We start from the raw sequence: 26,548 nt of genomic DNA, 5'->3' as shown, positions 1-26,548 counted from the left end.
ACCTCTACCTGACTCGAGGTCAACCCAGCTTCTTCTTCTGCACCTTGCCCATGGCATTGCGCGGCAGTGCGTCGACCATCCGGATCTCGCGCGGGCGCTTGTGCACCGAGAGTTCTCCGGCCACGTGGTCGATCAGTTCGCGTTCGGACGCGTTGCCGCGCAGCACGACGAAGGCGGTGATGCGCTGGCCCAGGTCGTCGTCGGGCAGGCCGACCACGGCGACCTCCGCGACGGCGGGGTGACCGAGCAGCACCGTCTCGACCTCCCCCGCCCCGACCCGGTAGCCACCGGACTTGATCAGGTCCACCGATTCCCGGCCGACGATGCGGTGGAAGCCGTCGGCGTCGATGGCGGCGACGTCACCGGTCCGGAACCAGCCGTCCTCGGTCCAGCTCTGCGCGGTCGCCTCCGGGCGGTTCAGGTAGCCGTCGAAGAGCATGGGCCCGCTGACCTCGAGGCCGCCGATGCTCTCGCCGTCGTGCGGGACGGGGGCGCCGGACTCGTCCCGGATCCGGGTGCGCACGCCGCGTACCGGCGTGCCGACCCAGCCGGGCCTGCGCTCGCCGTCGGCCCGGGTGGACAGCGTGATCATGGTTTCGCTCATGCCGTAGCGCTCGACCGGCGCGTGCCCGGTCAGCTCGCGCAGTCGTTCGAACACCGGTACGGGCAGCGGCGCGCTGCCGGAGACCAGAAGCCGCGCGTCGGCCAATTGCCTCGCCGAGTCGGGGTCGTCGACCACTCGCGACCACACGGTCGGCACGCCGAAGTACAGCGAACCCTTCGCGGCCGCGTAGGCCTGCGGCGTCGGCTTGCCGGTGTGGACGAGCGGACTGCCCACGCGCAGCGGGCCGAGCACGCCGAGGATCAGTCCGTGCACGTGGAACAGTGGAAGCCCGTGCACCAGAGTGTCCCCGGCGGTCCATGCCCATGCCTCGGCGAGGGCGTCCAGGCCTGCGGCGATCGCGCCCCGACTGAGCACCACGCCCTTGGGCAGGCCGGTAGTTCCGGAGGTGTAGAGCACGAAAGCCGTCGTGGCCGGGTCCGGTTCGGGGTAGGTGTGCCATGACCTCGCGTGCCGCCGCACCGGCACCACGGGCAGGTCGGCGTCCTCCGGCGCCGTACCCAGCCATGCCTGCGCGCCCGAGTCGGCCAGGATGTGCGCCCGTTCCGCGGTCCCGGAGTCCGGGGGCACCGGCACCACCGTGACGCCCGCGATGAGGCAGCCCACCACCGCGAGCACGGTCTGGACGGTCGGCTCGGCCAGCACCGCCACCCGCTCCGCGCGCGCGACGCGTTCGGCCACCGAAGTGGCCGCGCCCAGCAGGTCGCTGCGAGACAGGGTGGTGCCGTCGATGCTGACGGCGTCGGGGATGTCCGCTCCGCCTGCGACGGCGAGCGGGTTGAGGGAACTGAGCAGCAGCGGCGGACCGAACGGCATTCGACCACGCTACTTCGCCGGGCTCGGGCGGCCTCGCGGTGTCCCGCGCCGACGAGCCGTCGATGTGATGGTTGACACTCCTGCTGACGCGGTGAGAAAGTTGTTGCACAGCCTTCTCAGTACTGCGAGGTCGATGATGACCAAGCCACTTCGCGCACCGCATCGCCACGACTCGCCGGACTCCTTCGACGTCGGGCAATATCTCGACGGCATAGCCGGCCTCTTCGGCGGCGTCGCGAACGTCATCATGCAGTTGAGTACTCCACCGGTCGGCTATGGCGTCCTGGAGAGCAGGGTCGACAGCGGGAATGTGATGTTGCATCCGATCAAACGGCTGCGCACCACGCTGACCTACCTGTCCGTGGCGATGCTCGGCACCGACGAGGAACGCGCGGCCTACCGCGAGGCGGTCAACGTAGCGCATCGCCAAGTCCACTCGACGGCCTCCAGCCCGATGCACTACAACGCCTTCGATCCCACGCTGCAACTGTGGGTCGCGGCGTGCCTGCACTGGGGAGCCCTGGATCTGTACGAGCGCATGCACGGCCCGATGGACGAGGCGACCGCCGACGCCTTCTACCGCCTGGGCGCCCGGCTGGGCACCACCCTCCAGATGCCCGAAGCGATGTGGCCCGTCGACCGGCGCGCCTTCGACGCGTACTGGGCCGCGAATCTCGCCAAGACCAGCATCGACCCGGCGGTCCGCGCCTATTTCGACGACCTCATCGAGCTGCGCATGCTGCCGCGACCGGCACAGTTGGCGTTCGGGCGGCTGCATCGCTTCTTCGTGACCGGCCTGCTGCCGCAGCACCTGCGCGACGAGATGGGCATGACCTGGACCGACCACGACGAGCGCGTGCTCGGCCACATCCTGCGCGCCGTCGGGGCCACGCAGTCCCGCCTCCCGCGACCGATCCGCGCGTTCCCGCTGAACGCCTACCTGCTGGATATGCGCGTCCGGCGTCGTCTCGGCCTGCGTCTCGTGTGAGAGGCCGACTCCGCGCGTTGTCGAATCCGACTCGAGCGGCCGCAGCGGACGGGAACGAGCGCAACGAACCCGTTTCATTCGAGCAATCGCAGGGCAACCGAATCACGTACGCCCCATCGTGCGTACGCGGCGCTGTCCCGATCGACGGTCCGATGCCGTGCCGCAGCGAGCCAGGAGGAGAAGATGGGCTTTCGAATGATGGCGACCGCGCTGCTCGCCGGAGCGTTCCTCGCACTCTCCGCGCCGGTCGCCTGTGCCGAGAACGGCGAAAGCGAAGTGGCCGCAGTGCCGCCCCGCACCGCGATCTCCATTCGGACGGTGCTCGGCCCCGGCTGGGGCACGGCGAACGAACACGAGTCACGCTCGAGCCTGTCACTGGCCAAGCTTTTCATGGCCGACTACGCCCTGCGCCACGGCGACGGCTCGCCCGAGGACCGCGTCCTAGCCGAGCAAATGATCCGCTATTCCGATGACGGCGCGGCGACCACGATGGAGGCCAAGTACCCCCAGGCCGTCGCCGCCATCGCCGCCGAATACGGCCTCACCGCGACGGTCCCCGGCCCCAACTGGGGCGCGGGGGCGACCAGCGTCGCTGACGTCTCCGACTTCCTCGCCGCCAAACTGCGCACCGACCCCGGATCGCCGATCTTCGAATGGATGGCCGCCGCGGGTTCGACCGCGCTCGACGGCACCGAGCAGGATTGGGGCACCGCCCGCTTGCCGTTCGTACTCGGCACCAAGTGGGGTTGGTCGGACTTCGGCGAGCCGGAAGTCGCCTCGGCGTCCTACGGTCCCGGTTTCGCGGTGACCGCGCACACCCGTGGCACCGCGGCCGAGCAGACCGCCGACGTAATGGCCGCCCTCACGGCGATGATCACCGGATCCCCGCGGCAGCGCTGAGCCCGCTAAGGCACCCGGAACGACACCACCACGTGGTCGCGCGCGAACTGCCGGATCGACGCGTCGTCGCCGAGCGGGATGACGGTCTGCGGGGTCAGCGCCAGTGAGAGCGCGGTGCGGGCGATCATCTCGGCCAAGGGCTCCGGATCGTATTGCGGCAGCTTGCCTTCGCGCTGCAAGCGGGTGATGAACTCGGCGAGGTAATCACGGCCGAGCTCGATCACCGGGGCACCCTGCGTGGTGAGATAGGGCAGCACGAGCTCGGGTTCGGTGGCCAGCAGCCGGTGGATCAGCTGATTGCCGCGCAGTCCGTTGATGAACGCCGCGAACAGTTCGATGATCTGCTCCTCGGCGCTCGCGTCCCGGTCGACCTGGCGCTGGAGCGCGGCGTCGACCTCCTCGATGAACTCGCGGGTCTGCCGCAGCCCGACGGCCTTGATCAGATCGGTCTTGCTCGCGAAGCGGCGATAGAGGGTGGCCAGGGACAATCCGCCGCGCCGCGCGACCTCGACCATGCTGGTGCGCTTGATACCGAAGTCCAGGAACGCCAGCAGCGCCGCGTCCAGGACCCGCGTCTGGTTGCGATCCTCCGGGGCGGCGCTGCGCACGAGCGGCAGCAGTCTGGTCAGCCTGGCCATGCTTCAACCCCTATCCGCGACAGCGAAACGATGACGCTTTCAGCATTGCATATCGTCACAGACCCTCACGCTGATTGACAGCTCTTCGAGTCGATGAGAAAGTTTATGCATAATCTTCTCATCGCTTGATTCTCTGGATCGGGCGGAAACGAAAGACGAGGTCGATGATGACCGCCCCGCTGCGCACCGCCGAGCACGAGCCGGACCCGAGCCGGCCTCTCACACCGGAGACGGTCGGCGAGTACGTCGACGGCATCGCCGCATTCCTCGGCGGCGCCGCCAACGTCATCATGCAGCTGAGCCTGCGCCCGGTCGGGCGCGGGGTCCTGGAAAGCACCGTCGACAGCGGCAAGGTCACCCTGCACCCGATCAAACGGTTACGCACCACGCTGACCTATATCGCCGTCGCGCTGCTCGGATCGGATGCCGAACGCGACGCATACCGCGAGGCGGTCAACGGATCGCACCGTTCGGTGCGCTCCACCCCGGCGAGCCCGGTGAAGTACAACGCCTTCGACCCGAACCTGCAGCTGTGGGTCGCCGCCTGCCTCTACTGGGGCATCGATGATCTCTACACCCGGATGCACGGCCCGATGGACGCCGCCACCGCGGACGCCTTCTACAGCTACGCCGCGCGGCTGGGCACCACCTTGCAGATGCGGCCGGAGATGTGGCCGGCGAATCGCGCGGAATTCCAGCGGTACTGGAACGAGAACTTGAAGCAGCGCGGCATCGAGCCGGAGTTGCGGGACTACTTCAACGGTCTGATCGACCTGAAGATGATGCCGCGACCTGTGCGGGTCGTCTTCGCCGGGCTGCAGCGGTTCATCGTCACCGGCCTGCTCCCGCAGCACCTGCGCGAGGAGATGGGCATGACCTCGACCGACCGCGACCAGCGCCGCGTGGACCGGCTGCTGCGGACGATCGGGGCGGTGCATCGGCGACTGCCCCGATCGGCACGGATGTTCCCGCTCAACGCCTACCTGTTCGATCTGCGCAGGCGGTTGCGGCGGGGAAAGCCGCTGGTGTAGAGCTACTTACCCTACTCACCCCGCATGTGCGGGTAGCGGTGGTCCACGGGCGGTACGAAGGTCTCCTTGATCGTCCGCGGCGCGACCCAGCGCAGCAGGTTCAACGGTGAACCGGCCTTGTCGTCGGTGCCGGAGGCGCGCGCCCCGCCGAAGGGCTGCTGACCGACCACCGCGCCGGTGGGCTTGTCGTTGACGTAGAAGTTGCCGGCCGCGAACCGCAGTGCGGCGTCGGCTTGTTCGACCGCGTACCGGTCCTGCGCGAACACCGCGCCGGTCAGCGCATAGGGCGCCGCCGACTCGACTTCGGCGAGAATCGCGCTGTAGGCGCCGGGCTCGGCGTCGTCGTAGACGTACACCGACAGGATCGGCCCGAAGTATTCGGTGGCGAACGATTCGTCGTGCGGGTTGTCCACCAGCAACACGGTCGGCCGCACAAACCAGCCTTCGCTGTCGTCGTAGGCGCCACCGACCGGGATGGTGACGCCCGCGTCCACCGCGCGCCGGATAGCCGCCACGTTCTTGTCGAACGCGCGCCGATCGATGAGCGCGCCACCGAAATTCGACAGATCCGCGACGTCACCGTAGCTGAGCTCCCCGGTCTCGTGCAGGAACTCATCTCCCATCGCGCGCCAGACCGACCGCGCGATGTAGGCGCGCGAAGCCGCCGAACACTTCTGGCCCTGATACTCGTAGGCCCCGCGAATCAGGGCGGTGCGCAGCGCGTCCGGATCGGCCGAGGAGTGCGCGACGATGAAGTCCTTGCCGCCCGTTTCACCGACCAGGCGCGGATAGCCGTGGTAACGCGCAATATTCGCGCCGACCTGCTGCCACAGGTACTGGAAGGTCTTGGTGGAACCGGTGAAATGGATACCGGCCAGCCGCGGATCGGCCAGCGCCACCTCCGACAGCTGCACTCCATCGCCGGTGACCAGGTTGATCACGCCGGGCGGCAAGCCCGCCGCCTCGAGCAGCCGCATGGTGTGGAACGCCGACAACGTCTGCGTCGGCGACGGCTTCCACACCACCGTGTTGCCCATCAGCGCGGGCGCGGTCGGCAGATTCCCGGCGATCGCGGTGAAGTTGAACGGCGTGATGGCGTAGACGAACCCTTCCAGCGGCCGGTAGTCCATCCGGTTCCACACCCCCGCGCTGGACTGGGGCTGTTGCTCCAGGATCTCCCGGGCGAAGGCGACGTTGAACCGCCAGAAATCGACCAGTTCGCACGGCGCGTCGATCTCCGCCTGCTGGACCGACTTCGACTGCCCGAGCATGGTGGCCGCCGCGACCGTCTCCCGCCACGGACCGGCCAGCAGGTCGGCGGCGCGCAACAGCACCGCGGCGCGTTCCTCGAACGGCATGGCCCGCCAACCCGGTGCGGCCGCGATCGCGGCGTCGATGGCGCCGTGCGCTTCCGAATGTGTGATGTCGGTGTAGGTCCCCAGCACCTGGCGATGCCGATGCGGTGCGACGATGTCGTGCCGCGCACCGATGCCGGGACGATGTTTGCCGCCGATCACCAGCGGCACGTCGACGGGCTCGGCGGACAGCTCGGCAAGTCTGCCGAGCAGTAGCTCCCGTTCGGGACTTCCGGGCGCGTAGGTGCGCACCGGTTCGTTGCGGGGCGTGGGGACAACCGTGACAGCGTCCATACCTCAGGCTAGCCCTCCGGGCCGGGCGCGCGCGGACGCCGACACACCCGGATGGCCGTGGAATCGAGCAGCCCGTCGCCGGTGCCGTCGGCCGACCCTATTCGAGGTGCCGCGCTCGTGCGAAACGTTCCCGGGGGTCAGCCCGCGGCCAGTCGCTCGGCCGCCGCAGCGATGCGCTCGTCCGTTGCGGTCAGCGCGATCCGTACGTGCTCGCTCGCGCCGGGACCGTAGAAGTCGCCGGGAGCGGCGAGGACGCCGCGGTCGGCCAGCCAGTCCAAAGTGGTCCGGCACGGCTCGCCGCGCGTCGACCACAGATACAGGCCCGCCTCGGAGTGATCGATCCGGAAACCGGCTCGCTCCAGCGCGTTTCGCAACACTTCGCGCCGGGCCCGGTACCGCTCACGCTGGCGCGCCTCGTGCGCGTCGTCGCTGAGGGCGGCCGTCATCGCGGCCTGGATCGGGAACGGCACCATCATGCCCGCGTGCTTGCGCACCTCGAGCAGCTCGGCGATCAGCTCCGGGTCACCCGCCACGAAACCGGCACGGTAGCTGGCCAGGTTGGAGGTCTTGGACAGCGAATGCACGGCCAGCAGGTTGGTGTGGTCGCCTTCGCACACCTCCGGGTCGAGCAAGGAGACAGCGCGACCCTCCCACGTCAATCCCAGGTAGCACTCGTCGGAGGCGACGATCGCGCCGCGCTCCCGTGCGAAGGCGACCACCTTGCGCAGATGATCGACGCCGAGTACCCGGCCGGTCGGGTTGGAGGGCGAGTTCACGTAGATCAGCGCGGGATTCTGCGGGCCGAGGCGGGTCAATCCGTCGGCGCGCAGCACCTGCGCGCCCGCCAGAAGTGCGCCGACCTCGTAAGTGGGATAGGCGACCTCGGGGATGACGACCAGGTCGGCCGAGCCGAGGCCGAGCAGCCGCGGCAAGCCCGCGATCAGCTCCTTGGTGCCGATCGCGGGCAGCACGGCCGCGGGTTCGAGTCCGGTGATCCCGTAGCGCCGCTTCAGCGCGTCGACCGCGGCCGCGCGGAGCTCGGGGGTGCCATGCGTGGTCGGGTATCCGGGGACCGCGGCGACGGAGTTCAGCGCCGTCCGGATCAGCGGGTCGACCGGGTCGACCGGAGTGCCGACGGACAGGTCGACGATTCCGCCGGGGTGAGCGGCCGCTCGCGCCTTCACCGAGGCGATGGTGTCCCAGGGAAAATCGGGCAGCAGACTGCTGACCCGGCCACGCGGTGACACGTCAGGGCTCACTCACTCGCCATCGGGGGCAGTTCCTTGATGAACGGCGGGTCGTAGTCGACCTTGCCGACCTTGGTGGCGCCGCCGGGCGAGCCCAGCTCGTCGAAGAAGTCGACGTTGGCGTTCACGTATCCGCCCCACTGGTCCGGGGTGTCGTCTTCGTAGAAGATCGCCTCCACCGGGCACACCGGCTCACATGCACCACAGTCCACGCATTCGTCGGGATGGATGTACAGCATGCGACCACCCTCGTAGATGCAGTCCACGGGGCATTCCTCGATGCATGCCTTGTCCTTCACGTCAACGCACGGTTCAGCGATGATGTACGGCACTGCCGCTCTCCTAGTCTGTCCTCGCCTGCGGGATAGTCCGCCCGGCGAAACCCTATCCCGGCACCCCACGTTACTACTGGTCAGCCTGCCCTAACTTCCGGTATCGCGCACGCCGCCGCGACGGCCGATTTTCACTCCGCCACCTGGCGTACGCGGTGGTCGCCACGTTGTACGAGGTCGTCCCGGAGCGTGGTGAGAGCCGGCCCGTCATTGCGCCGGTCACCCGATGCCCGCGGAGGACCGGAAACCCGATCGCACCGCGGGCCGGAAACTATCGTCGTCGCCGGTACCAGTCCTGGGGTGGCCCGCCGACATATCGGTGACTCGGGCGGCACCCAGACCTGAACGTCACCTGACCAGGACTGCCTGGAGACCCGGAGAGGCGGACGGGCTCTTGTGCTGCGGGACGCCGTAGGTCGTCGTCCGCTCCCGCGCCGGTCGCCCGATACCGGCGGCGATCTCGACCAGTTCGGCGACGGTCTTGGCCGAGCCGTGCTGCGAGCCGGCCATCCGGGAGATGGTCTCCTCCATCAGCGTACCGCCGAGATCGTTGGCGCCGCTGTTGAGCATCACCCGGGTGCCGGTGGTGCCGAGCTTGACCCAGCTGGTCTGGATGTTGTGGATGCGGCCGTGCAGCATGATCCTGGCCAGCGCGTGCGCGGCGCGGTTGTCCCGGTTGGTCGGCCCCGGCCGAGCCGCGCCCGCCAGGTACAGCGGCGCGCTCTGGTGCACGAACGGCAACAGCACGAATTCGGTGAAGCCGCCGGTCTCGTCCTGGATTCCGCGCAGCACCCGCAGATGCCCGACCCAGTGCTCGGGGTTGTCCACGTGGCCGTACATCATCGTCGAGCTGGAGCGGAGGCCCACCTGATGCGCGGTGGTGATCACGTCGATCCACGCCGAGGTGGGCAGTTTGCCCTTGGTGAGCACCCAGCGCACCTCGTCGTCCAGGATCTCCGCGGCGGTGCCGGGAATGGTGTCCAGGCCGGCCTCCTTCAGCGCGACCAGCCAGTCCCGGACGCTCTGGCCGCCGCGTGAGGCGCCGTTGACGATCTCCATCGGGCTGAACGCGTGCACGTGCATCGAGGGCACCCGCTGTTTGACCGCCCGCACCAGGTCCGCGTAGCCGGTGACCGGCAGGTCGGGGTCGATGCCGCCCTGCATGCACACCTCGGTCGCGCCGTCGACGTGCGCCTCCCAGGCTCGGTCGGCGACCTCGTCGGTGCTGAGCGTGAACGCGTCCGCGTCGCCCTTGCGCTGGGCGAACGCGCAGAACCGGCACCCGGTGTAGCAGATGTTGGTGAAGTTGATGTTCCGGTTGACCACGTAGGTGACATCGTCGCCGACGGTGTCGCGGCGCAACTGATCGGCCAGCGCGGCGACCGCGTCCAGCTCGACGCCGTCGGCGGTGGCCAGCGCGAGGTACTCGGCGTCGCTGAGCCCGGCCGGATCGCGTTCGGCGGAGCGCAACGCGGCCAGCACGTCGCCGTCCAGCCGCTGCGGCGTCGTGACGGCGAGATCGCGGGCCTGTTCGCGGATGGTGTCCCAGTCGCCGAAGGCGCCGACGACCTCCTGCCCGAGCGCCGCGTCACTGCGGTGCTCTGTGTTGCGGCCCTCGGTGTCGATGGCGGTGTTGAGGTCCACGCGCCCGGCCGACTCCCAGGACTCGTCCGGTTCCTGCCAGGGCAGGCCGACCGGCACAGCGTCCGACTTCGCCAGCCCGGTGGCCGGGTCGGTGAGCGCCGCGACGTGCGCGCCGATCCGCGGATCGACCCACGGGTTGCCCGCGCGCACGTACTTCGGGTGCGCGGAGGTCCGCTCGACCAGCTGATAGCCCGCCGCCTCGGTGATCTCCCGCAGCGTGTCCAGATTCGGCCACGGCCGTTCCGGGTTCACGTGATCGGGCGTCACCGGGGAGACGCCGCCCCAGTCGTCGATGCCCGCCTCGATCAGCGCGCGGCACTCGGCGTGCGAGACCAGGTTCGGCGGCGCCTGCACCGGCACGTCGGGTCCGAGCAGGACGCGGGTGACGGCGATGGTGGCGAGGAATTCCTCCAGGCCCGCGTCCGGCACGTCCCGCATGGCGGTGTCGTCCTTGGCGCGGAAGTTCTGGATGATGACTTCCTGGATGTGTCCGAAAGCCTTGTGCTGCTTGCGAATCGCCATAATCGACTCGGCCCGCTCCGCCATCGTCTCACCGATGCCGACCAGGATGCCGGTGGTGTAGGGCACCGAGAGCCTGCCCGCGTCGGTGATGGCGCGCAGCCGCACCGCGGGGTCCTTGTCCGGGCTGCCGTAGTGGCAGTTGCCCTTCTCGGTGAACAACCGGGTCGCGGTGGTCTCCAGCATCATGCCCATGGACTGCGCCACCGGCTTGAGCCGCGCGATCTCCTCCCACGACATCACGCCCGGGTTCAGGTGCGGCAGCAGACCGGTCTCCTCCAGCACCATGATCGATACGGCGCGCAGGTAGTCCAGCGTGGAGTCGTAGCCGCGCTCGTCCAGCCACTGCGCGGCCTCCGGCCAGCGATCCTCGGGCCGGTCACCCAGCGTGAACAGCGCCTCCTTGCAGCCGAGCGCCGCGCCGCGCCGCGCGATGTCGAGCACCTCGTCGGGTTCGAGGAACATCCCCTTGCCCTCGGCGCGCAGTTTGCCCGGCACCGTGACGAAGGTGCAGTAGTGGCATTTGTCCCGGCACAGCCGCGTCAGCGGGATGAAGACGTTGCGGGAATAACTGATCGTCTTCGGACGGCCCGCGGACGCCAGGCCGGCGTCGCGCACCCGGGCGGCGCTGCGACAGAGGTCGGCGAGATCGTCACCGGTCGCGTGCAGCAGCACCGCGGCCTCGTCCACGTTCAACGTGACACCGTCGCGGGCCCTGCGCAGCGCCCGGCGCATGGCCGATGGACTGGGCGGCGCGGACGGAACGCTCGGGTTCGGTAGGTCGGTCACGCCCTCGATCATGCGCTACACATCCGGAACTGTCTCCCTCCAGTGCTCCACAGTGAGGCGAAGCGGACCAGCCGCGCGGGCGAACACTCCGCTCACACGGCACTCGCGATGGACACGGGCGCCGTTGAGCGTTGACAACTGCGGGATGCCCGGGCCTATTCCAGGGCACGGCGCGGTGCCCGCGCTCGGCCATCGGCACCGGCCTCGGTGAGCACCGCCGAGTCGACCGTCCTCGTTCGGGTGGACGTGCGTTCTGCGATCCCGTGGGGTGTGATACCTCCGGTGATCGTGCCGTCGCATGCGCCAGGGAGTCTCGACCAGCCCGAAACCATTGCGAACAAGGCGAATTGCATTCCTACCCATGGCTGGTCGGGCGCCTCGTACCCGCCGTCGGAGTCGCGGGAGATCCACGTGAGCCGCTGACGATTACCTGCGACAGCGGCCACGTCGTCGTGCAAACATGGCTGCATGTCGCAGCCGCGCACGATCATGGCCGATCCGGCCTGGCGTCCCAGTCCGAAGGCCCGGCTCCTGTGGACTGCGCAGGCCGCGCTGGCCTGGGCGATCCCGTTCGCGGCGCTGCTGGTCTGGGTGGCGCTCGACTCCGGGCACCGCGGTTGGCAGCTCGGGTTCTTCCTGGTCGCGCTCGTGCCTGCGGCGGTGAACATCGGCGTGGCGCCCTGGTGGCGCTACGCTGTGCACCGCTGGAAGGTCACCGACGAGGCGGTCTACACCCGGGTCGGCTGGCTCACCCAGGAGAGCCGGGTCGCGCCGATCTCGCGGGTGCAGACCGTCGACACCGAGCGCGGACCGCTCGAGCGCCTGCTCGGCCTGGCGACCGTCACCGTGACCACCGCGTCCTCCGCGGGCGCGGTCCAGATCGGCGCGCTCGACCTGCCGGTCGCCGAGGAAGCCGTGACGCGGTTGACCCGGATCGCCGCCCAGCATCGCGGAGACGCGACGTGAGCGGCGAGCCGGCGGCGGGCGATGGCACGCGCGAGCCGGGCGCCGCGCAGGCCGAGCAGCCGTGGCAGCGGCTCGACAAGCGGATGCTGCTGGTCCATCCGATCACCGAGGTGGTGAAGTTCATCCCGGTGCTCGTCGGTTCGGTGATCCTCGGCACCAGCAGCGGCAACCATGTGTGGACCGTCATCCCGGTCGTACTGATCGTCGGGTTCGCGCTGACCCGCTGGTTCACCACGACGTACCGGGTCGGGCCCACGCACGTCGAGTTGCGTACCGGGCTGCTGGAACGCAAGAGACTCTCGGTGCCGCGATCGCGGATCCGCTCGGTGGACATCGAAGCGGACCTGCTGCACCGGGTTCTCGGGCTGGCGGTGCTGGCGATCGGGACCGGCCAGCAAGCGGATTCGGGTGAACGGTTCAAGCTCGACGCCTTGAACGCCCGGGTCGTACCGCCGTTGCGCGCCGCGCTGCTCGCCCATACGGCGGACCGCGCGGATGTGCCCGACTTTCAAAAGACGTTGCAGCAGAACACGTCCGGTGGATTCGCTACAACGCGAACCCGGGCGCGCGAGATCGGGCACTGGAGTCCCGCGTGGGTGCGCTACGCTCCGCTGTCGCTGACCGGGTTCGCGATCATCGCTCCGATCGTCGGTCTCGCATTGCAATACGGGCTCGGCGAGGTCGTATTCCGGTCGGACGCGGTGCACGACGTGGAGGACGGCGGCGCGCTCGTCCTCGTGCTCGCCGGGGCCGCGCTGCTGTGCGCCATCGTGCTGGTGGTCAGCGCCGCCGCGTGCGCACACTATCTGACCACCTATTTCGGGCTGCGCGTCCGCGACGACGGCAAGACCCTCCACCTGCGCCACGGCCTGTTCACCACCCGCCAGATCACCCTCGATCGGGCGCGGCTGCGCGGAGCGACGGTCAAGGAACCGCTGCTGCTACGCCTGGCGGGCGGCGCCGAACTAGAAGCGATCATGACCGGGGAGAAACCGAGGCAGAAGATCCTCCCGCAAGCCCCGCGGCGCGCTGTCGAGCACACTCTCGGCCATCTGCTCGCCCCCGGCGAGGTGAGCGACGACGACATCGCCGTCCGGTCAGGCGCGGTGCCCACCGGCGCGGACGCTGTCCTCGCACCCGGCAGCGCGCCATTGCTCACCCATGGTCCGTCCGCGCGGCGGCGCAGGCATACCCGAGCGCTCGCGCCGGTCGTCCTCGTCGCCGCGGTGATGGCTTACGTGCTGCTCGCGGGCGAGCGTTTTTCGCCATGGTGGTGGCTGGTGCCGGGTCTGGCGCTGCCGATCGCGCTCGCGCTCGCCGAAGACCGCTACCGCGGCCTCGGTCACGCGGTGCTCCCCCGCACGGCTACCAGCCCGACTCGGCTGATCACCCAGGCCGGATCACTCGACCGGGACCGTGACTGTCTGGAGGCGCCCGGCGTCATCGGCTGGACGGTGCGCCAGACCGTCTTCCAGCGCCGCGCCGGAGTCGCCACGGTGGTCGCGGCGACCGCGGCGGGCAAGAAGCGCTACGCGGTGGTCGATCTCCCCGCCGACGCGGCATGGGATCTCGTCGAAGCCGTCACCCCCGGGGTGCTCGGCGCGCGCTGACGCCCTCGACGCCGTGGTCACGACCCTGGCGGTCCGATTCACGCTCAGCGACGAACGGCGACGCGCGCATTCGCCGAGATGTAGATATACGCCAGCGCCGGGAGCAGCCCGCTGAACAGCAGCAGCGCCGTCCGCCAGTCACTGCCGAGCAGGATGTCACCGCCCGGCCCGGTGCTCGCGCAGACCAGGAAGCCGAACACCCACGCGACGAGCGGGAGCCCCAGGACCGCCGGGCGCGAGCTCACCGATCCCACACCCGCGACGAGCAGCACGTTCACCACCCCGGCCACGACGACGGAGACCGGAAAAGCGAGAGAACCCAGGTAAGTCGGCAGATACAAGACCTCGAGCGCCAAGGTGATCAGGGCATCCAGGATGAGCAACACGATGATCACCGAGCCCAGAACGGCACCGAACGGGAAGCGAGCCGCAGAGGCCGCGGGAGCGCGATCACCTGCCTGGTCGTCGACCTTCGTCGTCACGGCACGGGCGGGTAACCGAGGAGGGTCAACAGGTGACTCTGCATATCCGCGAACGCGTACAGCACCGTCATATACAGGTCGTGCTGCTGCTGCGCGTGCGGCTTCATGCTGTCGACGAACGCCGCGATCGTGTTCTGGAGCTCCCAGTTGTACATACTGCCGAGTCTATTCCGGCGCTCCCAGCCGCACGATCGGTTCTCCGGTCGACCGTGAGCTCAGCGAACGCCCGGCATTCACCGGGAATGCAACGCGCACGGCGATGACCGGCACACCCGCTCGCTCGGATGCGGACCGGGCGACCTCGATCACGGTCGGCGCGGTCTCATCGATCCGTTTCGGCGAACAGATCGTGCTCCCGCCCGTCCGGGCCGAGCGGGCCGCGTCGCCCGCGCACCAGGATGAAGTGCTCTTCGGGCAGCACCGGCTGGGCAACATTGTTCGACAGCGCGAATTCCCGGCCGGACGGCGCGACGGTGACCTGTGTGGCGTGCGCCCGCAGCGCCGCGCGTTTGGCCGTCAGCACATCGGAGACGTCGATCGTGGTGGTGACCGCGTGGCTGGGCACGCTCGCGAGCTCGCCCTCGGCGGGCAGCCGCCACCCGGGCGGCAGCGCGCCGGGCAGGCCGGCGGCCGTGCGCCGGGCCAGCGCGGCGGTGTGCAGGCGCAGCATGTCGGCGTCGGTGACGGTCCAATAGAACTTCGGGGTATCCCAGCCCTGGCCCGCGGCGGCCTGCACCGCGGCCGTGGTGATCTCGTGCGCCCGGATGTGGTCGGGGTGACCGTAGCCGCCGTTCGGGTCGTAGCCGACCACCACACGCGGCCGCAATCGGAGCACCACGTCCGTGAGAGCCCGCACCGCTTCGTCCCCGGAACGCACGAACACCCGCGGCTTGTTCGCGGCGGGGGTGCCCGCCATTCCGGAGTCGCGCCAGCGTCCGGCGCCGCCGAGGAAACGCGGCGGTCCCGCGCCGAGCGCTTCCAACGCACGGGTCAGCTCGAGAACGCGGTAACCACCGAGCTGGTCGGCGTGCTCCGCGGCGAGCAGCGCCCACTCCTCGCCGATCACCTCGCCCTCCTCACCGAGGGTGCAGGTGACCACGGTGACCGGCACGCCACGACGCCGGTAGTGCGCGATCGTGCCTCCGGTGGTGATCGATTCGTCGTCCGGGTGGGCGTGTACCAGCAATAGCCCACCGGTCGGCGTGGTCACGGAATCCTGCGCCACATGGACGCGTCACCGAAGATGCCGACCTGGATCGCGCCGCTGAGCGAGGCGCCGTCCACTCGGGGACCGGACGCGGCGACCGCGTTGTCCTGCACGATCGGCAGTACCGTGGCCATCGCCCACAGTTTGGGTTCCGCTTCGGCGAGCACACGTCCCACGTCACCGCCCCGCAGGGCTTCATCGATCGCGGGTTGCAGGGCCGGATCACACACACCGGACAGGTTGCTCGGAGCACGTTGCGCGGCCTCGGCGATGGCCTGCGCCGGGCCGGTGACTCCCGGCAGCGCGGGCTGTGGGCAGCCGTATCGGGATGCCAGCACGGTCGCCGGATCGGAACCGGCCACCTCCCAGCCGACGATCGCGTCGACCGTGCCCTCGATCAGTTCCTTGCCGTACAGCTCGTCGGCGGCGGCACTGCGCACCGTGGCGTCGATGCCCGCGCTGCGCAACTGGTCGGCGGCGGTGTTGGCCACGGCCAAGGCGGTGGCGTCCCGGTCGACGGCGCCGATGCGCACGACCAGCGGCTTGCCGTCCTTCCCGACGGTGCGCGGCTGCGGCGCGGGCGAGGTCGGGGAGGTCGCGGGCGGCGGCTCCGGCGCCCGGCCGTATCCCGCGGCGGCCAGCAGCGCGAACGCCTCCTCCGCGGACGGTCGCGGCGGAGCGGTCGGGGTGTAACCGGGGTCGGACGGCGCGAGCACCTGCGCTCGCGCCGGCTCCACCCAATTGCCGGTCTGCGCGCCCACCGTCGCCAACAGGGCGGGATCCAGCAGCGCCAGCACACCCGAGCGGACCCGCGGATCGCTCAGATCGCCTTTGCGTCCGTTGAGCGCCAGTTGCAGCACCCGCGACTGCGGCATGATCGAGGTGCGCACCGAGGGAATCGCCGCCAGTTGCGCCTGGGTGGCCACGCCCCCGTGGACCAGCGCCATCTGGACGTCACCGGTGCGCAGCGAGCCCGCCAGCTGGGCGGTGGTGCCGCCGCGGCGGAGCAGGATCTGACCCGGCATCGCCGGTGTGCCCCAGAAGCGGTCGTTGCGTTCCAGCAGCATCTCGTCGCGACCTGGGTCCGCCGAGCGGATTCCGAACGGCCCGCCGGATACCCGGACGCCGTTGACCTGACCGTTCATGCCCCGGGCGAACCCGCCGGGCGCGTCCTTGAGCAGATGCGACGGCAGCAGATCGGTGAACAACTCACGCCAGCCGGGGTAGGGCTGCGACATCACGACGGTGACGGTCTTGCCGCCCGCCGAGGAGTTCACATCCGAGATCAACCGGTATCCGGCCGGATCGACGACGCCGGGTTCGGAGATCATCTCCTGCCACAGGTAGCGGAAGTCCTCGGCCGCGATCGGCGCCCCGTCCGACCAGGACGCTTCGTTGCGCAGCTTGTAGGTGATCGTGAACGGTTCCTGCGCGGTCACCTCGGCGGAGACCAGCAACGACGAATCCGGCACCCAGGCCGTCGCACCAGGCGTCGCCGGATTCGGCACCGGCCGGAACGGGCTCGGCAGCACCAGTGAGGCGATCGCCGAAGTGGCCGCGGACTGATCCGAGCGCAGATGCGGGTTGAAGGCGGTACCGATGGTGTCCAAGGCGACGACCACGGTGGTCTCCGCGGGCTTGACCGGTGTGGTCTTCGGGCTGTCGGTGCTCTCGATGGGCGGCGGCGGGTTCGCCGCACAGCTGCTGATCACCGTCAGCACTGCCACGGCCGGCAACAACGTGCGCCACGCTGCGCGTTTTCCTGCGCCCACTTTCACGCTCGGGAACTCTACCGTAAGGTCGAGTCCGCTCGCAGATTCATGCAGTCGAGTGGGGAATACGCCGCAGACCAGCGGATATCGACAGAGAAAACACCGAGTGCTCCGCGGAGCCCGTGCGAGCGCTCGAACGGAACGGAACGAGTCCGGGCAACTATTCGGGCGCACCCGACACCGTCGCAATATCCGACCACACATCGGCGAACAGCGTGACGGACAATCCGAACCTGCCGCTATAGCCTCTGAGCAAACCGGAGGCAGCAGCAAGCGACCATGAAGTGACAATCGCATCCGACAGGCCCGGGGAAAGAAACTCGTCTTCGTCGAGGTACCGGACAGCTTCTCGTAAGACCAGCGCTTCCAGCTGTTTTCGTCGCCTGTACAGGCTTGTGGGACCGACAACTCTCTCATGCGTGGACGACATCGAGCAGGAGGCGACTGGAATCCGACGCCGGGCCGCGATTTTCTCAGATGAAATACCGTTGCGAAGCCTCGTCGGTTTCTCGAGCCACCACGTCCACCCGCGGAGCGATTCGTCACCTCGAACCGATCGTTCCCAGATTACTATTGTGCGTGACAGCCATGAAAGAGTTGAAAATATTCCTATTGCATCGACCGAGGATCGAATACTTCAATTACGACTTCAAAACGACTCCGACGCGAAGAAGTCGAATTCCCGAATCGATGCACACCGAAATCAGCGACTGATCGGAACGAATTGCCGAGGCATCCGGTTGCTCGCGTCGATCCACGGCTCCCGGACCGCGATCGTGCGGACCCGACGGATGCACGCGGCGACGAGCCACGGAATCCGGCGTAGCCGCAGCCACACCGGATTCCGTGCACGGAAGCGTTTACAGTGCCGCGCGGTCGCGCGCCTTGCGGCGGGACAGTTCCCGCGCACGCTCGTTCTGCCCGAGGATCACCTTGCGCACCCGGACCACTTCCGGGGTGACCTCCACGCACTCGTCGACGGCGCAGAACTCCATCGCGCCTTCCAGATCCAGTTGCAGTGGCTTGGCCAGGGTCTCGATTACGTCGGCGGTCGAGCTGCGCATGTTGGTCAGCTTCTTCTCGCGCGTGACGTTGATGTCGAGATCTTCCGCGCGCGGGTTGACACCGACGACATGTCCCTCGTACGTGTCCGCGCCGGGCTCCACGAAGAACTGGCCGCGGTCGCCCAGCTGGATCATGGCGAACGGCGTCACCGTGCCAGACCGGTCGGAGACCAGCGAGCCGGTGTGCCGGGCCCGGATCTCGCCCGCCCACGGCGCGTAGCCGTGCGACACGGCATTGGCGATGCCGGTGCCGCGGGTCTCGGTGAGGAAGTCGGTGCGGAAGCCGATCAGGCCACGGGAGGGGACGATGAACTCCATCCGCACCCAGCCCGCGGCATGGTTGCTCATCTGCACCATCTTGCCCTTGCGCGCGGCCAGCAGCTGGGTGATCGCGCCGAGGTACTCGTCCGGGCAGTCGATGGTCAGCTCTTCGTACGGCTCGTGCACCTTGCCGTCGACCTGCTTGGTGACCACCTGCGGCTTGCCGACGGTCAGCTCGAAGCCCTCGCGGCGCATGGTCTCCACCAGGATGGCCAGCGCCAGCTCACCGCGCCCCTGCACCTCCCAGGCGTCCGGGCGGCCGATGTCGAGCACCCGCAGCGACACGTTGCCGACCAGTTCCTGGTCCAGGCGCGCCTTCACCATGCGGGCGGTGAGCTTGTGCCCCTGCACCCGGCCGACCAGCGGCGAGGTGTTGGTGCCGATGGTGACCGAGATGGCGGGCTCGTCGACGGTGATGCGCGGCAGCGCGACCGGATTGTCGATGTCGGCGAGGGTGTCGCCGATCATGATCTCCGGAATGCCCGCGATGGCGACGATATCGCCCGCCACCGCGACCTCGCCGGGCTGGCGCTCCACGCCGATCGTCTGCAGCAGTTCGGTGATCTTCACATGCTTGACGCCGTCGGCGTGCATCCACGCGACGTTCTGCCCCTTGCGCAGCTCGCCGTTGTGGATGCGGACCAGCGCGAGACGACCGAGGAACGCCGAGGCGTCCAGGTTGGTGACGTGCGCCTGCAGCGGCGCGGACGGGTCGCCCTTCGGCGCGGGGATGTGCTCCAGCAACACGTCGAACAACGCGTCCAAGTTCTCCGCGTCCGGCGCGTTGCCGTTCTCCGGGCGCTGTTTGGACGCCTTGCCCTCTCGCCCGGAGGCGTAGAGCACCGGCAGGTCGAGCGCGAGTTCGGCGGCCTCGGCGGCGGCGTCGTCCAGATCGGAAGCCAGATCCAGCAACAGGTCGTGACTTTCCTCGACGACCTCTTCGATGCGCGCGTCGGGACGGTCGGTCTTGTTCACGACCAGGATCACCGGCAGCGAAGCGGCCAGTGCCTTGCGCAGCACGAACCGGGTCTGCGGAAGCGGTCCCTCGGACGCGTCGACCAACAGCACGACGCCGTCCACCATGGACAGGCCGCGCTCGACCTCGCCACCGAAGTCGGCGTGGCCGGGGGTATCGATGACGTTGATCACGGTGACCGAACCGTCGGGGTGGTGCCGGTGCACCGCTGTGTTCTTGGCGAGAATGGTGATGCCCTTCTCGCGCTCCAAGTCGCCGGAGTCCATGACGCGATCGACGGGCTCGGCCCGTTCGGCGAAAGCGCCCGACTGGCGCAGCATGGCGTCGACCAGCGTCGTCTTGCCGTGGTCGACGTGGGCCACGATGGCGACGTTGCGAAAATCGCGTGCAGACGACACGCCTGAATCCTCCTGCTGTTCGGTGGTGGTGCTGACGGTGCTCGGTGTTCGACGGGAGCGGAACCCTGCGTGGTTACGCGGGCTGCCGCCTCCGGATCCTGACGCTCACGCCGGGCTCCCCGCAAACAGGTGGAGAATCGAAACTCACCGGGCATCGCGGCCAGCTATACCCTACCGGCAGTCCGGTTCGCACCGCGTTTCAGGCTTTGTACTTAGGGTAAGCTAACCGCCGTGGGCAAGGTCAAAGCCAAGAAGGTTTCCAGCCTGAAACCGAAGAAGAAGTGCTGTCGGAAGAAGACGCGCTGCTTGAAGTGCCCCGTGGTCATCATGCGGATGAAGAAGTGCGAAGCCGCCGGGATCACCGGCAAGGATCTGAAGAAGGCACTCAAGCAGGCGCGCGCAGCGTGACCCCCGCCGCCCCGTCCGGGGCGGCCCCGAGGCGAGTAGCAAGGAGCGTTATGGCCCAACAGACACTGCTCTCCGATACCGAGATCGCCGAGGCTCTCACCGAACTCCCCGAGTGGACCAGATCAGGGGACAACCTGGTCCGCACCGTCAAGGCGCCCACCTTCCCGGCGGGCATCGAACTCGTGCGCCGAGTGGCCGAGGCCGCGGAAGAAGCCGACCACCACCCGGACATCGACATCCGATGGCGCAACGTCACCTTCAGCCTGTCCACCCACTCCGCGGGCGGGCTCACCGCGCTGGACGTGGCCCTGGCTCACGAAATAGATCGCCTCGTCGACCGCGATATCTGATCCTTCGAGTTCCCAGCCGAACGCGCGGCGGTGCCTATGCGGCGCGCGCCGGGCCCTCCGCGGTCAGGCGCGCGCCCTCGTCCTGGCCCGACCGCGCGTGCCGGGGTCCGAAGCGGATCACCCAGAGGTAGAACGCCACCACGCCGAGGACGTCGACGGCCCCGAGCCAGGCCAGCACGCCCGGACGGGAGATCGTCCAGATCGAATCCTGGAAGAACGACAGCACCCACGGCGCGCCGACGAGCATGGTCACCAGCCAATACCCGGCCATGATCCGCGCGCCGGGGGCCCGGCGCAGCGGCCCGTAGACCAGCCAGAGCACCGTCGGCAGCAGCCACACCCAGTGGTGCGACCACGAGATCGGCGAGATCATCAGGCCGAACAGTTGCACCACGATCAGCGTGCCGAGCCGGTCGTCCGCGCCGAGCTCGCGCCACGCCAGGAACGCCAGCGCCGCGACCACCGCGACGGCCGCGATCCACCACGGGCCGGACTCCACGTCGTACCCGAGGATTCGGCTCAGCGCGCCGCGCAGCGACTGGTTCCACACCGAGCCCACCGGGCCGATCCGGTCCGCGTCCCCGAGCAGCGTGCCGAAGTACCGACGCGCCTCGACCGGCGCGATCAAGAAGCTCAGGCCCACCGTCGCCCCGAAGACCACCGCCGACCAGGCGACGGTCCCCCACCGCCCGCGCGCCACGAAATAGAGGCCGGTGATCGCGGGTGTCAGTTTGATCCCCGCGACGATCCCGACCAGTCCGCCCGAGACCCACCATCGCGAACTGCGCACCGCGAGCATCCCGCCGAGCACCAGGAACACGTTGACCTGGCCGTAGTCCATGGTGGTCCGCACCGGCTCGAGCCATAACCCCAAGGCGGTCCAGCCGACGGTAGCGGCCCGCCACTGCGGCGTACGCAGCCGCTCGGCCCCGAACAGCAGCTCGAAGCTGATGTGCACAACCGCGTACAGCGCCGCGGCGATGGCCAGCAGCCAGGCCACCGCGACCACGGTGAACGGAAGATAGTGCAGCGGGAAGAACACCAGCGCCGCGAACGGCGGATAGGTGAACGGCAACGGGAAGTCCGGCGTCTTCTCCGCGTAGGTGAAGTCGTAGAGGTGATCGGTCAACAGAGCGGCCGAACCACCGACGTAGACGTGCAGGTCGACGAGGTTCATCCCGTTCGGAGACAGTAACATCCACAGCAACCTGGCCAGCACGGACAGGCCCAGCGCCGACACAGCCCATCGGAGGTGACGATTCAAATCGCTGGCTTTCGGCTCGAGTGCGGTGCGTCGGTTCGGCGCGCCCGGACTTGGGTGTTCTGGCGACAACGCGAACGGCACGGATTAGATTAACCGCAGCGCGAATCCGGTCGGTTCCACCCTCGAACCACCGATAACATTTGCATCAACTTTCACACCAGTAACACCAAGGCGCGGTATGTTCTGCTAACACTGATCGTCCACAGCGCCCTTTCGGGACGCGCGGCTGTACACATAGCCGCAATGTCCCTAGAGTGACCCCCGAAACGATGGCTTTTAGCAATCGAAACCAGATGTACCCGAGGTAAGGACGGCCAGACCAGTGCTTCGCACCCGAGGATCGCGGATCGCATTGACCGCACTCGCCATCGCGGCGAGTGCCTCGCTCGCCGCGCCGACGACAGCAATCGCGGCCCCCGCGCCCGCCCCCGAGGCGACCACCTACAGCGTCCCCATGGTCCCCGAAGGCGTGCCGGTGGACGCCCTGGCCGCCCTGGCCCCAGCCATCGTCGGCGCCATCGCCGGCCCCGCGGACATCGCGGGCCCGGCCGGCATCGCGGGCCCCCAGTCGGCCATCCTGGACCAGGCGCGCAGACTGCTGGCCACGTTGAACCTGCCGCCGCAGATCAAATCCACGCTGGAACGGATCATCACCTTCCTGGACGGCAGCGGTGGCGGTGGCCCCGAGGTGCCGCAGGACGGCCCGGTGATCGCCCAATTCCTCTACCCGACCATCGGCAAGGGCTGCATCAGCCCGACCGCCGACTCCGTGGGCACCGCACTGGCCGTGCCCGGCCCGGCCACGTTGCCGCCGCCCGGCCCGCAGGCGGGTCAGACCGGGTTCGTCTTCACCGCCCTCGGCACCAAGGCGCCGACGCCGGTGCAGAACCCGCCGATGACGGTGCAGTGGCTCAACCTGGACACCCGCCAGTCCGGCGTCCTGCCGCTGACCGACGAGGCCAAGATCAACCCGGACGGGCCCGCCACGCTGTCCGCGATCGCCGACACGGGCTTCGGCCGCGTCGTCGCGGTCGTCTCCGGCTCGCTGACCACCAAGTCCGGCGATGCCGAGGCACGGACCTGCTCGTTCCTGCCGACGCTCGGGTTCTTCACCGTAGGCTGAGTCCTCGGTCGAGGGCGGCGACTCCGTCGGGGTCGCCGCCCTCGGTCGTTCCGGGACTTCGCCCTACGATCTCGAACAGATCCGCCGCGCTGCCACACGAGCTGTCCGGACTGTGGTAGACCGCTAACTATGGCGACCATCGATCGTTCGAAACGAACCGGTCATTCGATCCGAAGCCGACGCTCGCACCGCTCGATCCTGTCGATCCGCTCGGAAGGGTCGATCCTGTCGATCGGGTCGGCCTATTCGATCCTGTCCATCGGCAGCGTGGGCTCGGTGCTGTCGATCGGTTCCGTGGGATCGTTCGGGTCGGCGATCTCGTCGTTCTCGTTCGCCAGCCTCGGTTCCGCATTCTCCGGCCTGTCCCGGTGGTCGCTGTTCTCCTGGCTGGGCGACCACGAAGCGCCGGACAGCCGCCCGACCCTGCGGGTCGTCCCCGACGACGAGCCCGACTTGCGCGTCGCACCGATGAGCCACTGCCAGACATAGGTGAGCCGATGAAGACGGTGGCGGACCGTCGCGGAGTCCGTCTATAAGACAGCGAGTTCCTTCTTCACCACTGTCCGTACTTCACCACTGTCCGTACTTCACCACTGCCCGTACTCGGGTGTGAGCACATTGTTCACATCGATCCCCACCCCGTCGATGGATCGCTTGTCGATCTCGAACTGGTGCAGGTGCGCGGCCGGGTGCACGAACCCCTTCGGCGTGCCCCAATTGTGCTGCCAATACCAGGAGCACAATCCCGCGGTGCGAGCCAGCTCGATGGTCGGGGTGTTGGCGTAGACGCCGGTGTTCTCCTTGCCGAGCACGGCCTGCCAGCCCAGCAGGTACGGCGCGATCATGGTGGCGAAATCGACGGGAGAAGGATTGTCGTCGATGGACGCGTAGATGGGCACGTTGTCGGGGCCGCCGGCGGCGCGGTGCAACGCGAGCCCGCGCTCGGCGTGCCGCTTGCCCGCCTCCAGCCCGCCGCGCCAATCCGCGGTCGGCCCTTTGCCGAACTGGTAGCACGAAACGATGTGCAGACCCGCCGCTTTGAGGTCATCGACTTCGGCCGAGCGCAGCGGTTTTCCGGCCATCCACTCGGCGCCGGGCCTGCGATCGGACACGTAGCGGATCACGCCGATATGCCCCGCGTCGCGGATCGCCGTGGCCGACGGAACGCCGCCGGCGTAATCGATCAGGGTGCCGAGCGAGGGCCGCGCGGACGCGGGAGCCGCCGCGGCGGTCGCGCCGACGAAGGCCGCGGCGGCCGCGTAGACGAACAGATCACGCCGGGATACCGAGATGGAACGCATCGTGGACTCCTTCGCGCACCCCCGACCTGGATGGCAGCGTGCCCGGCGCGCCTTCCCCAAACCTCAGCGCGCGCCGGGAGCCTCGAACGTGAACTCATTTCACCACATTCACATTGGAACCGCTAGACCCAGGAGAAACACGTTTCACATTTGCCACACAGTGCGCACGGAGATGCGGTCAGGCGACGCTGTCGATGCGCGCGGCGACGTCGATGGTGCGCATGGCCGGATCGGCCAACTCTTTGTGGATCACCGCCGCCACCTGCGCCACTACCTGCTTCTTCATCCGGGCGAGGGCACCGAGGGCGGCCGCACGCGCGCCGTGGGCGGTGAACTCCATGCGAATGTCGGCCGGGTCCGGAGGCGGCACATCGATCACCACGCGCAGTGGGTCGGCGGCTCGTGCGGTGAGCACCAACGGCACTTCGAGGTCTGCGCTGTAGCGATTGGCTTTCAGGACGTCCACCGTGATGTCCAGGCTCACCGGCAGAGTCAGGTCGAATGCGACCGGGTCGGCCGACCGGTCCGCCAGGCGCGGCATCCGCACCGCTCCCCGGACGGTCACGACGGCTCCGGGGCCGGTGCGCAGCGGGCCGACCTCGATCGGCCGGCCCGCCAACCGTTCCACCACGTCGCAGACCCGTTCGCGCGTCACGATGCGGGAGAAGAACCGATGACCGAACTCGCCGTAGCCGATCCAGTCGAACGCGGTCTTGTGCCGATGCTCCGATCGTCTGCCCGCGACCATGGCCTCGATGTCGAAGACCAGGTTGCGGCGGGTGTGCGGATCGGCCAGCATGGCGTTCACCCGGGAGGCGACCTCGCGCTGCACCACCCCCGCGATCGGGTCGAGCAGCCACTCCCACGCCGACTCCACCGCTTGGGCGCGCAGGACGAAGCTGATGTCGCGCTGGGTGATCGGCGGGATGTCGATGACGATGAGCACGGGTTCGGCGGTGCGAGCGTGCAGCGTCAGATCGATCTCGACCCTGGCCTCCAGTCGCAGCTTCCGGCCGCCGAGCAGCACCTTCAGCGTGAGCGACACCGGGATCGTGACCTCGAAGGTCACCCGTGGACCGCGGTCGAGGACGCGTGGGGCGCCGACCTTGCCCTCGGCGACGAAACCGGCGAGTCCGGCCGGGCCGATCGAGACCGGGCCGATGGTCATGCCGCGACCCGTCATGCCGGAGACTGCGGACTCTATGCGAGCCGCGTTCACGGCGTGCGTGACGAAACGCTCACCGAACTCCGCGTAGTCGATCCAGACAGGCGCGCCAGCCGCTTCGTCGGTCGGATGCATCAGTAGTCCCGGAACCCTCACCTCTCGATGGACACCCGACACGCTACGCGACCGATCTTGTCCCACCCGGGAGCGCGCTCCTTCGGCCCGGGATCCCCGTCCTGCCGATGAGGGGGAAGCAGGGCGGGGACCGGCGACGGCGCTGCCGGGCGCCGCCGCCTCCATCGTAGGACCATCGGGCGCGCGGTTTCACGCGCATATCGGACAGATTCCGCTAGGTGGGGCGAGCTTCACAATCGTCCGAAACCGACCAGACCGGGCACGTCCTCCAGCGCGAAGCGGGAAAGCCGGATCTCGTCGTACTCGTTGCCGCCGATCGTGGTCACCCGGCCGCCCTCGGCCTGCAGGACGATGTTCACGTGCTGGCCGAACGGGCTGGATTCCCCGTACAGCAGCACGTCACCGGTACGCGGTCGGTAATCCGACCCGATCGGGACGAACCGGCCGACGCTCTCGTAGTACTCCTGCAACGTGTACACACCGGGAATCCGCCAAGAGCCCGAATTCGGGTTGGCCAGCGGCACACCCGCCTCGCGCAGCACCCAGCTGACGAAATCGGCACACCACGCCTCCTCGACTCCCTCCGCGTATTTCGTGCCCGCGCCCGGATCGGCGAACTCGCGCTCGGCGACCGCGACGATCCCGGCCTGAGCCGCATCCAGAGCCGAACGGTCCACATCGGGGAACTCGGTGAGGCGCTCCCCCACGGCGGCCGCGCGGTCCGCCCGGTCCTGCCACCAGAGGCCGCCCGCGATGGCGGCGGCCACACCGAGCACCACCAACGCGAGCCCGATCCACCGCGCCGAGCCGAGCTGTCGTGTCATCGTTCCC

24 protein-coding genes are annotated in these 26,548 nt (G+C 68.8%); 9 read left to right on the top strand and 15 right to left on the bottom strand.

All coding sequences use genetic code 11. From position 1 onward, the window contains the following. Positions 1-19: 19 nt before the first annotated feature. Positions 20-1,438, bottom strand: coding sequence for an acyl-CoA synthetase (locus M8859_RS19395; RefSeq protein ID WP_159927467.1), 1,419 nt, complete (start codon positions 1,436-1,438; stop codon positions 20-22). Between the two features lie 136 nt (positions 1,439-1,574). Between M8859_RS19395 and M8859_RS19390 the strand changes: the two genes are divergently transcribed. Both M8859_RS19390 and M8859_RS19385 read left to right on the top strand, forming a co-directional pair. Next, positions 1,575-2,426 carry an oxygenase MpaB family protein gene (locus tag M8859_RS19390; RefSeq protein ID WP_159927683.1) on the top strand — a complete coding sequence of 284 codons (852 nt, stop codon included), beginning with the start codon at positions 1,575-1,577 and terminating at the stop codon, positions 2,424-2,426. Positions 2,427-2,609: 183 nt separating this feature from the next. Further along, positions 2,610-3,326, top strand: coding sequence for a serine hydrolase family protein (locus M8859_RS19385; protein ID WP_159927469.1), 717 nt, complete (start codon positions 2,610-2,612; stop codon positions 3,324-3,326). Between the two features lie 5 nt (positions 3,327-3,331). Here M8859_RS19385 and M8859_RS19380 read toward each other — a convergent pair whose 3' ends face one another. Continuing rightward, positions 3,332-3,964: a TetR/AcrR family transcriptional regulator gene (locus M8859_RS19380; RefSeq protein ID WP_159927471.1), complete on the bottom strand. Its 633-nt coding sequence runs from the start codon at positions 3,962-3,964 to the stop codon at positions 3,332-3,334. 167 nt (positions 3,965-4,131) lie between these two features. Here M8859_RS19380 and M8859_RS19375 point away from each other — a divergent pair, with 167 nt between their 5' ends. Then, positions 4,132-4,995, top strand: a complete 864-nt coding sequence (locus tag M8859_RS19375; RefSeq protein WP_249644645.1) for an oxygenase MpaB family protein — start codon at positions 4,132-4,134, stop codon at positions 4,993-4,995. 11 nt (positions 4,996-5,006) lie between these two features. On the opposite strand, the gene pruA is transcribed toward M8859_RS19375, so the two are convergent. The 4 genes from pruA to M8859_RS19355 all read right to left on the bottom strand — a co-directional run bounded on the left by pruA (position 5,007) and on the right by M8859_RS19355 (position 11,187). Beyond that, on the bottom strand, positions 5,007-6,644 hold the full coding sequence (pruA, locus tag M8859_RS19370; protein ID WP_159927472.1) for an L-glutamate gamma-semialdehyde dehydrogenase: 1,638 nt from the start codon (positions 6,642-6,644) through the stop codon (positions 5,007-5,009). A 137-nt stretch (positions 6,645-6,781) separates the two neighbouring features. Beyond that, positions 6,782-7,891 (bottom strand): succinyldiaminopimelate transaminase, encoded by a 1,110-nt coding sequence (gene dapC / locus M8859_RS19365; RefSeq protein ID WP_249644644.1) that lies wholly within the window; start codon positions 7,889-7,891, stop codon positions 6,782-6,784. Between the two features lie 8 nt (positions 7,892-7,899). Beyond that, positions 7,900-8,223, bottom strand: a complete 324-nt coding sequence (gene fdxA / locus M8859_RS19360) for a ferredoxin (protein WP_159927474.1) — start codon at positions 8,221-8,223, stop codon at positions 7,900-7,902. A 348-nt stretch (positions 8,224-8,571) separates the two neighbouring features. Then, positions 8,572-11,187 (bottom strand): bifunctional FO biosynthesis protein CofGH, encoded by a 2,616-nt coding sequence (locus M8859_RS19355; RefSeq protein WP_159927476.1) that lies wholly within the window; start codon positions 11,185-11,187, stop codon positions 8,572-8,574. A gap of 456 nt (positions 11,188-11,643) precedes the next feature. Between M8859_RS19355 and M8859_RS19350 the strand changes: the two genes are divergently transcribed. Continuing rightward, positions 11,644-12,141: a PH domain-containing protein gene (locus M8859_RS19350; protein ID WP_249644636.1), complete on the top strand. Its 498-nt coding sequence runs from the start codon at positions 11,644-11,646 to the stop codon at positions 12,139-12,141. Positions 12,142-12,224: 83 nt separating this feature from the next. Then, on the top strand, positions 12,225-13,751 hold the full coding sequence (locus M8859_RS19345) for a PH domain-containing protein (protein ID WP_195072079.1): 1,527 nt from the start codon (positions 12,225-12,227) through the stop codon (positions 13,749-13,751). 44 nt (positions 13,752-13,795) lie between these two features. On the opposite strand, the gene M8859_RS19340 is transcribed toward M8859_RS19345, so the two are convergent. From M8859_RS19340 to typA, 5 genes are all read right to left on the bottom strand, one after another. Next, positions 13,796-14,233 carry a hypothetical protein gene (locus M8859_RS19340; protein WP_195072062.1) on the bottom strand — a complete coding sequence of 146 codons (438 nt, stop codon included), beginning with the start codon at positions 14,231-14,233 and terminating at the stop codon, positions 13,796-13,798. Next, entirely contained in the window at positions 14,230-14,388 is a 159-nt protein-coding gene (locus M8859_RS19335) for a hypothetical protein (protein ID WP_195072063.1), read from the bottom strand. The genes M8859_RS19340 and M8859_RS19335 overlap by 4 nt, the downstream gene beginning before the upstream one ends. A 167-nt stretch (positions 14,389-14,555) precedes the next feature. After that, complete coding sequence (gene mshB, locus M8859_RS19330; RefSeq protein WP_159927490.1) at positions 14,556-15,443, bottom strand: N-acetyl-1-D-myo-inositol-2-amino-2-deoxy-alpha-D-glucopyranoside deacetylase; 888 nt, start codon at positions 15,441-15,443, stop codon at positions 14,556-14,558. Continuing rightward, on the bottom strand, positions 15,440-17,218 hold the full coding sequence (locus M8859_RS19325; RefSeq protein ID WP_321212706.1) for an ABC transporter family substrate-binding protein: 1,779 nt from the start codon (positions 17,216-17,218) through the stop codon (positions 15,440-15,442). Before M8859_RS19325 ends, mshB begins: the two co-directional genes overlap by 4 nt. An 854-nt stretch (positions 17,219-18,072) precedes the next feature. Continuing rightward, a complete protein-coding gene (gene typA / locus M8859_RS19320) occupies positions 18,073-19,971 on the bottom strand; it encodes a translational GTPase TypA (protein ID WP_195072065.1) in 1,899 nt (632 codons plus the stop codon). 231 nt (positions 19,972-20,202) lie between these two features. Between typA and M8859_RS19315 the strand changes: the two genes are divergently transcribed. Continuing rightward, positions 20,203-20,379, top strand: a complete 177-nt coding sequence (locus M8859_RS19315) for a hypothetical protein (protein ID WP_085997124.1) — start codon at positions 20,203-20,205, stop codon at positions 20,377-20,379. 50 nt (positions 20,380-20,429) lie between these two features. Further along, positions 20,430-20,729, top strand: a complete 300-nt coding sequence (locus M8859_RS19310; protein ID WP_249644635.1) for a 4a-hydroxytetrahydrobiopterin dehydratase — start codon at positions 20,430-20,432, stop codon at positions 20,727-20,729. Between the two features lie 34 nt (positions 20,730-20,763). Here the strand turns inward: M8859_RS19310 and M8859_RS19305 are convergent, their stop codons facing one another. Beyond that, positions 20,764-22,062 carry a mannosyltransferase gene (locus M8859_RS19305; RefSeq protein WP_159927695.1) on the bottom strand — a complete coding sequence of 433 codons (1,299 nt, stop codon included), beginning with the start codon at positions 22,060-22,062 and terminating at the stop codon, positions 20,764-20,766. A gap of 253 nt (positions 22,063-22,315) precedes the next feature. On the opposite strand from M8859_RS19305, the gene M8859_RS19300 reads away from it, so the two are divergent. Then, positions 22,316-23,116, top strand: a complete 801-nt coding sequence (locus M8859_RS19300) for an Rv1157c family protein (RefSeq protein ID WP_159927498.1) — start codon at positions 22,316-22,318, stop codon at positions 23,114-23,116. A gap of 129 nt (positions 23,117-23,245) precedes the next feature. Next, the gene (locus tag M8859_RS19295) at positions 23,246-23,605 is read left to right on the top strand and encodes a hypothetical protein (RefSeq protein WP_159927500.1); all 360 of its coding nucleotides are present in this window, start codon (positions 23,246-23,248) and stop codon (positions 23,603-23,605) included. 98 nt (positions 23,606-23,703) lie between these two features. Here the strand turns inward: M8859_RS19295 and M8859_RS19290 are convergent, their stop codons facing one another. From M8859_RS19290 to M8859_RS19280, 3 genes are all read right to left on the bottom strand, one after another. Continuing rightward, positions 23,704-24,417, bottom strand: a complete 714-nt coding sequence (locus M8859_RS19290) for a DUF1906 domain-containing protein (protein ID WP_159927502.1) — start codon at positions 24,415-24,417, stop codon at positions 23,704-23,706. Positions 24,418-24,595: 178 nt separating this feature from the next. After that, positions 24,596-25,717, bottom strand: a complete 1,122-nt coding sequence (locus M8859_RS19285) for a hypothetical protein (protein ID WP_249644633.1) — start codon at positions 25,715-25,717, stop codon at positions 24,596-24,598. Positions 25,718-25,947: 230 nt separating this feature from the next. Continuing rightward, positions 25,948-26,541 (bottom strand): CHAP domain-containing protein, encoded by a 594-nt coding sequence (locus tag M8859_RS19280; protein ID WP_249644632.1) that lies wholly within the window; start codon positions 26,539-26,541, stop codon positions 25,948-25,950. Positions 26,542-26,548: the final 7 nt, after the last annotated feature.

Source organism: Nocardia sputi, assembly GCF_023501985.1.
Note: the sequence above shows the minus strand (reverse complement) of the source record. Positions and strands in the feature narration are given on the sequence as shown.